12 protein-coding genes are annotated in these 10,616 nt (G+C 43.2%); 6 read left to right on the forward strand and 6 right to left on the reverse strand.

What is annotated here, in order from left to right; translation table 11 throughout:
- Window position 1: 1 nt before the first annotated feature.
- From L2740_RS07085 to L2740_RS07095, 3 genes are all read right to left on the reverse strand, one after another.
- Window positions 2-373: a nuclear transport factor 2 family protein gene (locus L2740_RS07085; protein WP_248470331.1), complete on the reverse strand. Its 372-nt coding sequence runs from the start codon at window positions 371-373 to the stop codon at window positions 2-4.
- Between the two features lie 97 nt (window positions 374-470).
- On the reverse strand, window positions 471-1,577 hold the full coding sequence (gene rlmF, locus L2740_RS07090) for a 23S rRNA (adenine(1618)-N(6))-methyltransferase RlmF (RefSeq protein WP_248949380.1): 1,107 nt from the start codon (window positions 1,575-1,577) through the stop codon (window positions 471-473).
- A gap of 51 nt (window positions 1,578-1,628) precedes the next feature.
- A complete protein-coding gene (locus tag L2740_RS07095) occupies window positions 1,629-2,030 on the reverse strand; it encodes a flagellar basal body-associated protein FliL (RefSeq protein ID WP_248949381.1) in 402 nt (133 codons plus the stop codon).
- A 145-nt stretch (window positions 2,031-2,175) separates the two neighbouring features.
- Here L2740_RS07095 and L2740_RS07100 point away from each other — a divergent pair, with 145 nt between their 5' ends.
- The gene (locus L2740_RS07100; RefSeq protein WP_248949382.1) at window positions 2,176-2,739 is read left to right on the forward strand and encodes a chorismate--pyruvate lyase family protein; all 564 of its coding nucleotides are present in this window, start codon (window positions 2,176-2,178) and stop codon (window positions 2,737-2,739) included.
- A 50-nt stretch (window positions 2,740-2,789) separates the two neighbouring features.
- Here L2740_RS07100 and L2740_RS07105 read toward each other — a convergent pair whose 3' ends face one another.
- Window positions 2,790-3,392 (reverse strand): YhgN family NAAT transporter, encoded by a 603-nt coding sequence (locus L2740_RS07105; RefSeq protein WP_248949383.1) that lies wholly within the window; start codon window positions 3,390-3,392, stop codon window positions 2,790-2,792.
- A gap of 216 nt (window positions 3,393-3,608) precedes the next feature.
- Between L2740_RS07105 and L2740_RS07110 the strand changes: the two genes are divergently transcribed.
- Both L2740_RS07110 and L2740_RS07115 read left to right on the forward strand, forming a co-directional pair.
- Window positions 3,609-5,174, forward strand: a complete 1,566-nt coding sequence (locus L2740_RS07110) for a metal transporter (RefSeq protein ID WP_248949384.1) — start codon at window positions 3,609-3,611, stop codon at window positions 5,172-5,174.
- Window positions 5,175-5,246: 72 nt separating this feature from the next.
- Window positions 5,247-6,017, forward strand: a complete 771-nt coding sequence (locus L2740_RS07115; RefSeq protein ID WP_248949385.1) for an NRDE family protein — start codon at window positions 5,247-5,249, stop codon at window positions 6,015-6,017.
- Between the two features lie 276 nt (window positions 6,018-6,293).
- Here the strand turns inward: L2740_RS07115 and L2740_RS07120 are convergent, their stop codons facing one another.
- Complete coding sequence (locus L2740_RS07120) at window positions 6,294-6,716, reverse strand: YybH family protein (protein WP_248949386.1); 423 nt, start codon at window positions 6,714-6,716, stop codon at window positions 6,294-6,296.
- Between the two features lie 141 nt (window positions 6,717-6,857).
- On the opposite strand from L2740_RS07120, the gene L2740_RS07125 reads away from it, so the two are divergent.
- Both L2740_RS07125 and L2740_RS07130 read left to right on the forward strand, forming a co-directional pair.
- Entirely contained in the window at window positions 6,858-7,409 is a 552-nt protein-coding gene (locus L2740_RS07125) for a lysophospholipid acyltransferase family protein (protein ID WP_248949387.1), read from the forward strand.
- A gap of 77 nt (window positions 7,410-7,486) precedes the next feature.
- Window positions 7,487-8,113 (forward strand): LysE family translocator, encoded by a 627-nt coding sequence (locus L2740_RS07130; protein ID WP_248949388.1) that lies wholly within the window; start codon window positions 7,487-7,489, stop codon window positions 8,111-8,113.
- 69 nt (window positions 8,114-8,182) lie between these two features.
- On the opposite strand, the gene L2740_RS07135 is transcribed toward L2740_RS07130, so the two are convergent.
- Window positions 8,183-9,436 carry a mechanosensitive ion channel family protein gene (locus tag L2740_RS07135; protein ID WP_248949389.1) on the reverse strand — a complete coding sequence of 418 codons (1,254 nt, stop codon included), beginning with the start codon at window positions 9,434-9,436 and terminating at the stop codon, window positions 8,183-8,185.
- A 188-nt stretch (window positions 9,437-9,624) separates the two neighbouring features.
- Here L2740_RS07135 and L2740_RS07140 point away from each other — a divergent pair, with 188 nt between their 5' ends.
- Window positions 9,625-10,161 (forward strand): TonB-dependent receptor, encoded by a 537-nt coding sequence (locus tag L2740_RS07140; RefSeq protein WP_248949390.1) that lies wholly within the window; start codon window positions 9,625-9,627, stop codon window positions 10,159-10,161.
- The last annotated feature ends 455 nt before the right edge of the window (window positions 10,162-10,616 follow it).

Raw genomic sequence — 10,616 nt, forward strand, 5'->3', positions numbered from 1 at the left:
ATTAAAAAGGTTTGCATGGCGTACCTTGGTGAAACACGATTTGCCAAAGTTCTCGATGCTTGCGCCAGATTGAACTGCGAATAGAAAAGCTGGTGACGTTGTCATCAGCTTTTTTTAATTTCGCCCGGTAAGTCACTTGGCAGACACCTTCAATTAGTTCGCGAACGGCAAACTGACTGGTCTCAATAGTGGGTGAACGTTCATCAGGCAGCCTTGCTAGCACTTCATCTTTACCAAAACTGCAACCTGTAGCCGCAAACTCAATAAAGTCGTCGCTAATTAAGCGCTCTAACTCGGTATAGGAGCTACGCACCTCAGGCTTTTGCAAGTACAACTCTAATTCAACTAGCAAGTTTTCCAGTTTAAAATTCACAATAGTGCCCAATATAGAAAAGTAACACTCTTTTAGTCTAGAAGAGGATTAGGCATTTTTGAAATGAGTTAAAAAGTTATTTAATTGATGAACTTGCTTAGCAATGCGCATCTCGATATTGCTGCCAAAGTTCTCTTTGCTGTGCGCTCATAAAAGTCCAGGCTAATATGCGGGTGATCTTGTTGCCTTGATGCATCTCGATTTCTTGCACTTCTAACGCTTTAACTTGGCTCAACAGCGCTTTAGCTGGTTTAAGGTTTTCTTTTTTAGACACTAAGGTAGTAAACCATAAACACTGAGCAGCAAATTGTTGGCTTTCATTAATCATGATACTTAGAAACGCTTGCTCGCCGCCATCGCACCATAACTCAGCCTTTTGACCACCAAAGTTAAGCACGCTATCAGCTGCTTTAGCATTTACTTTCGGATTTGATTTAACAGTACCTTTAGCGACTTTGTTGGCAGCAAGGTTTTGTAGCTTGCGCGTTGTGCCCGCGCTAGCCTCTGCCAGTGAAGCATGAAACGGCGGATTACACAGAGTAATATCAAACCGATCGCTATCTTTAATTATGCCGGCGAAAACATGTTTGGGATTGGCTTGCAAACGAGCTGTAAACTTGTCAGTTATTGTTGGATTAGCCGTAAAGATCCGCTCGGCATTTGCAATTGAAAGCGGATCGACATCGCTAGCAACAAAGTCCCAACCGTATGACTGGATCCCCAGCAATGGATAAATCGCATTAGCGCCGGTGCCGATATCTAACGCTTTAACTCGTGGGCCTTTTGGCACACGCTTTTTATTGGTTTTCTTTACTGCCAGTAGATCTGCAATGTAATGAATATAGTCTGCACGCCCTGGAATTGGCGGACACAAGAAGCCCTGCGGAATATCCCAATGCTCAACACCGTAATGCAGTTTTAATAAGGCGCTATTAAGCAGCTTTACCGCTTGCGGGTTAGCAAAATCTATCGACAGATTACCAAACGGATTTGGCTTAACGAACGGCTTTAATGCAGGTAAAGCAGCGACTAATGCGGGAAAATCATAACCATTATTATGTAAGTTTCTAGGATGCAAACTCTTACTTGGCTGCGCTTTTACAGATTTGTTGTTTACTGCTTTTTTGCTTTGACTATTTGTCGCGCGTTTAGGTGCCGAAGTCTTATTAGGCTTGCTTGCTGCAGATTTTGATTTATAAGTCATGAGTTAACGCGTCGGCACCTAAAGCAGATACCTTTAGTATCTGCGCTTTGTTTAATCGTATAAATATTTAGTAAAGAGTAAATTAACCACTAAAGGCTGGCCAGTTTCCTGCTCTAAAAGTTGATTTATCTTTTCATAGCATTCGCGGCGGATCTCTTCTTTACCCGTTAATGACTTCACCTTGTCTTCAGTCTGATTTCCCAAAATTTCGACAATGGCAGCCCTTAATAATGGATCGTGTCGCTCTAGGCTCACCAATTGCTCTGGCTTTTTCACCATCAACTCAACACTAATTCTGACGTAACCTAATTTCTTTCTGTTAGAAATATAGTTAGTCACTATTTCAGGCTCAAAACCATAGTAAGCGTATTCTGCCAGCTCTTGCTTATCGGCGGCAGTCACACTAAAGCTACTACATAACGCAATCAGTAATACGGCGATTATTCGATTCATCTTAAAACTGATCCCCTTGTTTATATTTGATGTACTTAATCCCTATGCTGCACTGTCTGCACTTTTTTCATCGCTGACAATAGCTACCTGCAGCGGCATGAGCGTGCTAGACTGCTTCGGTTTGCTGTATTGTACCGAGAATTAGATGACTGTGACTAGGTTAAGCTTTCCTTATGGTGAATCAATCGAATGGTTTTCACCAGAACAAATCACCAACTTGCCCCAGCAACCTTTTCAGGACTGGTTATTGAGCACATGCAGTTTAACTAAAAAACTTAAAAAGCAATGTACTCATTTTGAGGTCAAAGTCCTAGGCGAAGACACGCTAGCGCCGTTGGAGCAATCTTTTACTAGCCAGAAAATGTGGATCAGAGAAGTGTTGTTAATCTTAGACGGCACTCCATGGGTATTTGCTAGAACTTTAATCCCCGGCGACTTGCTGGAAAAGAAACAGCAAGAATTTCTTGGCCTTGGGGTAAGACCTTTAGGCGAGCTACTGTATTCTGCCGATGAATTTACCCCAGGTAAAATTGAAGTCGCCCATTTTGAGGCCTGCACAAAAATCGCCAAACTAGCAAAATCCCTCAATCAAGAGGTCGACAAGCCACTTTGGGGACGTCGGCGCTACTTCCAGTATGAAACCGAGCAACTAGTCGTAAGTGAAGTGTTTCTACCCGCCGCGCAGCAAGCGATTGAGCAGTTAGCTTAAGACTAAATAAAAACGCCCATTTTAATGGGCGTTTTTATTACTCTACTCTTTTAGTGAGTCATTCCTGTGTGGCTGATATAGTTCGCTATGCCGTCTAGGAACATCTGCACCGAGATCATCACTAATACCATGCCCATTAACCGCTCTACCGCAGTTAAGCCTTTCTCGCCCAACACTTTAGTAAACAGTTTGTAGAAGAGTAAGATCACCGCGCTTACACCCCAGGCAGACACGAGCGCAATAGTCCAATCAAACATCCGTGAGTTATCAGTGTGCGCCAGTAAAATTAACGCTGCTAAAACAGATGGACCGGCCATCAAAGGAATTGCCATTGGCACAATAAACGGCTCTTCACCGGCAGCGAGACCGACTACACCGCCAGGTTGTGGGAAGATCATTCGAATGGCAATTAAGAATAAGATAATGCCACCGGCAATACTGACAGACTCTGTACGCAGATTTAAAAAACTCAATATCGCTTCACCGGCAAACAGAAACAGCATCATAATAACCAGCGCGATGATTAATTCTCTAATCAACACCATACGCCGCTTCTTCGGCTCAATATGACGCAGTATAGAAGCGAAAATCGGTAGGTTCCCCAACGGGTCCATAATAAGAAATAACATGACTGCCGCTGAAAAAGTGTCCATCGTAATTCCCATCTATCTGCCATAAACACATTATTCTATAGTGTTTTACAGCTAAACTAACAAATGGACACCAAATTGCACCCTAAAAGTTCACAATATTGTTCAATTAGCTAAGACTGAATATCAATGTAAATTCAACATTGCACTCTGCTAATTAGCAACAACACTGGTATACTATGGCGTTTTTTACGCGCTGCCAGTTTAATTTGGAATTCAATGCTGTATCTCTTAGCTAGTTGTATCGCACTATTATTAGGTCCGCTGTTTTACCGATTTTTCTCGGAAGGCAACGGTCTACAAAAAGGCCTAGACGGATTTATATTCGTGTCACTGGGTGGATTAGTGCTACTCCATATTCTGCCGGAATTACTGGAGCACGGTGGCTTTTTGGCGATCGTATTCGTCATTATCGGTATTTGGGGGCCGACACTCAGTGAACGCCTATTTCACCGTTATTCAGAGGTCACCCATAACCTAACTCTATTCTTAGGTATTGGTGGTTTACTACTGCATACCATCACTGATGGTGGCGCAATGGTTTTGGCGCAGCAAGAAGGCAACTCTCCGCTATTAGCGCTGGGCATCATATTACATCGACTCCCTGTGGGCGTAGCAATTTGGTGGTTGCTCAAGCCGCAATTAGGTAGTCGCTGGGCCATGGCCGTACTCGCCGCAATGATGGCGCTAACAGGCTTTGGTTACTTTGCCGGAGAGCAATTACTGTCGCACTTAAGCCTAGAAAATACAGTTTACTTACAAGCGTTTGTAACAGGCTCGATTTTACATGTGGTGCTACATCAGCCTCACGGCTCGCCTGATACTGACAAACAAGGCAAGTTTGAATATCAAGCTGGTATCGGCAGCATATTCGGCATTATCTTACTCGCCTTGCTGTTGATGATGGATTCTGGCGGCCACGATCACCACCATCATAGCCACTCAACCGAACACTTGCTTGATTGGATGCTAACGATTGCGCCAGTGTTGTTAATTGCTTATGCAGTGGCAAGCTTACGCTTTCATTTTGGTCTAACGCCGCATAACCAACAGCTTAGTCGCTTGTGGTTACAACGTTTACTTGGCCCTGAAGCCATTGTGATTACAGGTTTATTGCTCGGACCTATGTTTGCTCTATTGCAGGCAGTATCGGTTTTAGCTATTGGCTGGCAACTAACGCGATGCCGTGTAGAACCCACAGATCCTCATGAATATTTACCAGATTCTGCATGGCGATTTGGGTTTGCCCATTTAGTTGATCGCAGTGCACCTTGGATTCTATTGAGCTTAGTGTTAGCAAATTTAATTGGTCACCCAGCGGTACCGTTATCTAGCCCACTAGTGCAAGTTATAGTGCTGTTATTGGTATTTTTACCAATGCGTTTTTGTAATTTAGGCGCAGCGGTATTGTCTTTGTCACTGGCTTACAGCGGCTGGACAACCACGGCGGTCATGCTGCCACTAATTGCCGCACCAATTTTCAATTTAGCCCAGTTAAAACTGATGAATTGGAGCCAAAAGGCGAGTTTGTTTGCACTGCTAATTGCGCTGCTTGGTGCCATCGAGATGTTGCATCCGAAATGGCAGGCTTTAGTGCATTTACCAGCCAGCGTAAACAATTTCTGCTTAATTCTTGTAGCAATCTTATTTGCTACCAGCTTGCTACGCCTTGGGCCGCGCAAGTTCTTAAGCCGCTTAATGTTAGTAAAAGCAAAGCCACACCATCATGATCATGACCACGATCACGGCCAACATAAACATGATGAGCATAAGCACCATCATTAGCCATTACTCCCGCTAGCTTTTCCAAGTCATGGGCATTAATCTATATCCATGACTTGGTTTGGAGTGGCGCTTATGTGCATCCTTTTTGTAGCCTTACAAACACACCCGCAATTTCCACTTATTATCTGCGCTAATCGCGACGAATTTCATCACCGCCCTACTGAACCCGCTCATTTTTGGCCTGGTCCAAGTCCAATACTCGCTGGCAAAGATCTGCAAGCCGGCGGTACTTGGTTAGGGGTAAATCAGCAGGGCAAGTTTGCAGGGCTAACCAATATTCGCGACCCAGAATTAAACCAAATTGATATGCAGAGCCGCGGCGAATTAGTGTTAAAAGCACTAACCGAAGAAAGCACTAATGAAGATTGGTTACAGCGCTACAGTCAGTTCTATAATCCGTTTAACTTACTCTTTGGTGATGAGCATCAGCTGCAGTGCTTTGATAGCCGTAATAAGCTACTGACGCCGTTATCTGCCGGCTTTCATGCAATTAGTAATGGTGCGCTTGATGAAATATGGCCGAAAATGGCTCGCGGCACCCAAGCTATCGAGCAGCACATCAATAGCCACTCCACACCTGATATCGATGCCTTGCTATCGATTATGACCGATAACACCCAAGCCCCAGATAGCGAGTTACCAACTACAGGTGTAAGTTTAGAGTGGGAGCGCCACCTATCATCGATTTATATCCAACATGAAGAATACGGCACTCGCTCAACCAGCATTATTTTAAAAGATCGACAAGGAAAGATGCATTTCACAGAAGTGAGATATGACGGCAAAGGTCGGAATTTAGGCCGAGATGAGTTTGTTATCGAATCACAACAATTGCAGAGTTAGTCAAACTGTGACCACAAACAAAAGCTTTAAATCATTAGTTTAAGCGGCTGTTTTACAAGAAGTTCTAGCAGCTTACTTAGTATCTTCACTCTTTTCAGGCTGACTAAATTCAGCATGCTTAACCAGATACAATATACCTACAACTAAAACAGCAGCGGGAATAAGAAAAGCCATGTTATTTCCTTAAGGAATACATAATATAAGTTTATATTATCAGGGAGCGAAAATCATGCAGCTTAAGCGCAAACTAATGAAATAATCCTAAGCTATATCGCGCTAGTCTGACGTATGGTCATGGGTGATAACCCAGCGGTCATCAATCTTTTCGACCAATAAGGTAAACACGCCATTTGGATTATCTTTAGCGCGCTCTAGCGACCAGCGACCAACGACTATCGCAGCATAGTTACTGAGCATTTTGGTTTCTTTAATGGTGAATGTCAGCGTGCCTAGGGTTGCCTTATCTGGATAATGCTTCTTATAAGCGGCTAAGGTTTCAACCCAGCCATAACGAAATTTGCCATTAGATACGAAGCGCATTTTTTCGTTATTCCAGTAGCCTTTCATATAGCCATCTATGTCGCCACGGTTCCATGCAGCTTCTTGTTCAGCCAAGATATTCGCAATTTCATCTGTTGGTACAGCATTTACATTAAAAGCTAAGCACAACAATAGGACACTGATTGCTTTTTTAAACATTGCCACTCTCCAGTCTGGCTTTATTGCGTGTACTATACCGCAATTATTCATATGTCGTCTTGTCAGTTATCAAAGCTAGCAATTGGCTAAAGCGACGGAAAACAGCAATACTCACAGAAAAGGCCGGAAGGTTTTCACTATATGTTTCAATTATTTTGCAAGGGGCTATTTAAGCTCATGGGCTGGAAGATCGCTGGCGAATTGCCTAAAGATAGCCAATTCATCGCCATTGTTGCGCCTCATACCAGTAACTGGGATTTTGTTATTGGCGTTATTGCCCGCGGTGTATTAGGCGTAAAAATTAACTTCTTAGGTAAGCATCAGCTATTTATTCCACCTTGGGGTTGGTTCTTTAAAGCCATAGGTGGCACCCCAGTGGATAGACGCAAAAGCAATAACCTTGTCGATGCCGTGGCAGAAATGTTTAAAACCAATCCTAGTTTCAACTTAGCTTTAGCGCCTGAGGGTACTCGCAGCCCGGTCACTCGCTGGAAAACTGGCTTTTACCATATTGCTAATAAAGCCCAAGTGCCAATTGTTGCGGTAGGCTTAGATTTTGGCAAAAAAACCATCGTCATAGACAAAGGCATCACCCCGAGCGGCGATATTGTGCAAGATATGCAGCCACTAGTTGAGTTTTACCGTTCCGTTGAAGGCCGCCACCCTAAAGTCATTCCTGACTTTACCCTTTAGTAATCTCCTGCGGCGATTGCCTAAATAATGACTGGCAGCTATAGTGCTGCCACTCTTTTAAAATTGTATAAAATCTTATGAGCTTCGATACCTGGCTGCTATACCTTTTTGCCATCTTATTAATTGCCGTATCACCGGGCACTATGGCTGTTTTGTCCATGGGCCACGGCATTCATTACGGTAAAAGCCGCAGTGTTGCTACCGCTTTTGGCAGTGTCACTTCCGCACTAATACTGATGATGGCATCCGCAGCGGGCTTAGGAGCATTACTCAGTGCCACGGAATATGGCTTCACTATTTTAAAATGGTGTGGCGCAGCTTACCTGCTATTTTTAGGGGTTAAACTCTTACTGACTAAGGGTGATGGTAAAGGCTTAGAGCTAAAAAACATTGAAGGGAAAGGTACGCCTAAACAACTATTTAAACAGGCTTTTTTTGTCGGAATTAGTAACCCCAAAGATCTACTCTTTTTTGCCGCGCTGTTTCCGCAATTTATTGATATCAGCGCACCGCAAGGGCCACAACTGGCGATTTTAGCTGCCACTTGGGCAGTAGTCGATTTTAGCTTTGTGATGATTTACGCCAGCATGGCTAACATACTCGGGCCTACGCTAAAATCGAGTAATAAACTGCATTGGTTTGACCGCACCAGCGGTGGTGTATTTGTGGCGTTGGCGGCAATTTTAGTTTCTCGCGAAAGCTAATCATCCTTACCTCTTTGCACTAATAAAAAGCCAGCTTAAAGCTGGCTTTTTATTTAGCATGATTCGCCACTAGCGTCGCAAACTACGAATATCTGCGCCTGTTGGACCTTGATAAACTCGTAAATCGAACTCAGGCAAGATGGCAAAAATATGATCAAAAATATCTGCCTGAATCCCTTCATAAAATTCCCAGCGAGTATCGTTAGTAAAGATGTATAGCTCAATTGGTACACCCAATTCTGTTGGTGCTAACTGACGCACCATTAGCGTCATATCTTTATGGATCTTGTCATGCTGAGTTAAATACTCTTGGATATAAGCCCTAAAGGTACCCAAGTTAGTCAAATGGCGACTATTTACATACATGTCTGCATCTTCAACTTGCGCATTATAGGTAATGATTTCTGCAGACTTCGCCGAGAAATAATCCTTTAGATAATTGATTTTACTCAAGCTACGCATATCATGCTCTGTTAAAAAGCGTACCGACTGAATATCAATCTGCACCGCGCGCTTGATTCTACGACCACCAGATTCTGACATACCGCGCCAGTTTCTAAATGAGCCTGACACTAGCGAGTAGGCTGGCAACATAGTTAGAGTTTGGTCAAAGTTACGCACTTTAACTGTGGTTAGTGACACCTCTTCAACTGTACCGTTTGCGCCGTAATTATCCATTTCAATCCAGTCACCTGGGCTCACCATGCGGTTAGCAGCCAACTGAATACCTGCGACAAAACCCAAAATGGTGTCTCTAAACACCAACATCACCAAACCGGTCGCGACACCTAAACCACTTAAGAAATATACCGGCGACTGGTCAGCTAATACTGATATCGAAATGATAATCGCGACAAAGAACATAAACAGTTTTGCCAACTGCACAAAGCTCTTAATTGGTAAACGACGACTGACTAAGTTGTAATCCGCAATCTCATTGGCTGCATCTAACGAGCTATATATCGCCCGCACAAATAGCACAACTATCGTCACATCGAGTAAGCGATCACTTAAACTGCTAAGCACCTTATGGTCGTTCAGTGCCAACGGCATTAAAATATTCAAGATTAGAATCGGCACCATGACCGCCATCTTCTCTAATACTTGATGGCGCATAAAAATGTCGTCCCAGTGCGCTTTCGAACGCTGGATCACTAGGTTCATGGTGGTGACAACACCACGTTTAACAAAGAAATAAGCCGCAAAAGCAATTACTAGACACGCAATGACCATAATCGCACTAGATATACCGTCTGAAGGCTGAGTATCGATGCCGACTTTAGTTAACCAATGGGCAATCCCTGTTCGCAACTCCTGATCCAAAACCTTTCTCCTTTACGCATTTAATTGCGCAACATGCTATTTAAACCTTACTTACATCACGCTAAAAAGCTCAAAGCAAGGCAGTTACAAATATCTATTAATTCAGGCATTTTAGCACTGTTGGTTGACTGTAAACTAAAGATTCACAACAATCTATGACCATATCTTCGCCAAGCATAGAGTAAACCATGAACAAATTATTGATAGCTTGTTTAATAAGCCTTACCAGCTTAAGTGCTATGGCTAACGATTTCTCGCTTGAACCCGACACCAAGCCCACTCCGGTTATGGCTATAACTTTAGACTATATTCCAGCAGCAGAAGATATGTACGGCGTGACTTTCGCCCCTCGCCATTATGATAGAGACTACGCCGATTGGGGTTACTACATTGGCTATGCTCAGAGCAAAAAAGAAGATGTATATGTTGAGCCACCAGGAGAAGCCTACACTCAAGACTCACTGTGGCGCTTTGGTATTAGTTACAGTCTTACTCGCGAGCTAAGCCTTTATGGCGGCGCAACCGCCTATACCACCGAGTATTCTTCTACTACTAACATTGTGCCTTACGTAGTTGGTGCCGAGCCCGTATGGGAAACCGATAAAGACACCAAATGGGGAGCTGAACTCGGCTTAAGGTATGTCATTGGTAAGCATTTTGTTGTCGGTGCAGGTTATAACTCCGCTACAGAATCTGCCGTTATTAGCATTGGTTACTCGATGTAGCTAACAAGTCATCACCAGCCAATTCGCCCTTTATATTGCCTGTTAGCACAGGCATATAATCTCTGTTACCTGAATCAAGCTTTCGCTCTCCCCTCAACAAATAGTAAATAACTGCAAGCTAATTATTACTATTTGGTAAAAATAATTTTCAATTTAAGCTAATTATCATTTCAAATGGAAAGAGTAAACTCTGCTCCATCGATTGAGCACAGCCCATTACAGCAAGTGCTTTTAGTCAATTTTTTATTCTCAATCTATCCAGCTTTTTATTTAAAAATTTGATTTTAAACTTTAAAAATAAAGGAAATATTATGAGCAGCGTATTTTACATGCCTCCAATGACGCTTATGGGTCAAAACGCAATTCAATCTCTAGGCGCAGAGCTAGCAAACAAAGAGCTAAGCAAAGCACTTATCGTTACCGACAGCGTATTAGTTGAAATTGGCTTAGTTGAT

Origin of the sequence: Shewanella pneumatophori, from assembly GCF_023283895.1 — a bacterium.
Classification (GTDB): Bacteria; Pseudomonadota; Gammaproteobacteria; order Enterobacterales; family Shewanellaceae; genus Shewanella; species Shewanella pneumatophori.

Excerpts from the sequence above, each read along its gene's own strand:
- rlmF (WP_248949380.1), bottom strand. The coding sequence starts at position 1,577 with ATGACTTATAAATCAAAATCTGCAGCAAGCAAGCCTAATAAGACTTCG.
- L2740_RS07140 (WP_248949390.1), top strand. The coding sequence starts at position 9,625 with ATGAACAAATTATTGATAGCTTGTTTAATAAGCCTTACCAGCTTAAGT.
- L2740_RS07130 (WP_248949388.1), top strand. The coding sequence starts at position 7,487 with ATGAGCTTCGATACCTGGCTGCTATACCTTTTTGCCATCTTATTAATT.
- L2740_RS07115 (WP_248949385.1), top strand. The coding sequence starts at position 5,247 with ATGTGCATCCTTTTTGTAGCCTTACAAACACACCCGCAATTTCCACTT.
- L2740_RS07105 (WP_248949383.1), bottom strand. The coding sequence starts at position 3,392 with ATGGACACTTTTTCAGCGGCAGTCATGTTATTTCTTATTATGGACCCG.
- L2740_RS07110 (WP_248949384.1), top strand. The coding sequence starts at position 3,609 with ATGCTGTATCTCTTAGCTAGTTGTATCGCACTATTATTAGGTCCGCTG.
- L2740_RS07095 (WP_248949381.1), bottom strand. The coding sequence starts at position 2,030 with ATGAATCGAATAATCGCCGTATTACTGATTGCGTTATGTAGTAGCTTT.
- L2740_RS07125 (WP_248949387.1), top strand. The coding sequence starts at position 6,858 with ATGTTTCAATTATTTTGCAAGGGGCTATTTAAGCTCATGGGCTGGAAG.
- L2740_RS07120 (WP_248949386.1), bottom strand. The coding sequence starts at position 6,716 with ATGTTTAAAAAAGCAATCAGTGTCCTATTGTTGTGCTTAGCTTTTAAT.
- L2740_RS07100 (WP_248949382.1), top strand. The coding sequence starts at position 2,176 with ATGACTGTGACTAGGTTAAGCTTTCCTTATGGTGAATCAATCGAATGG.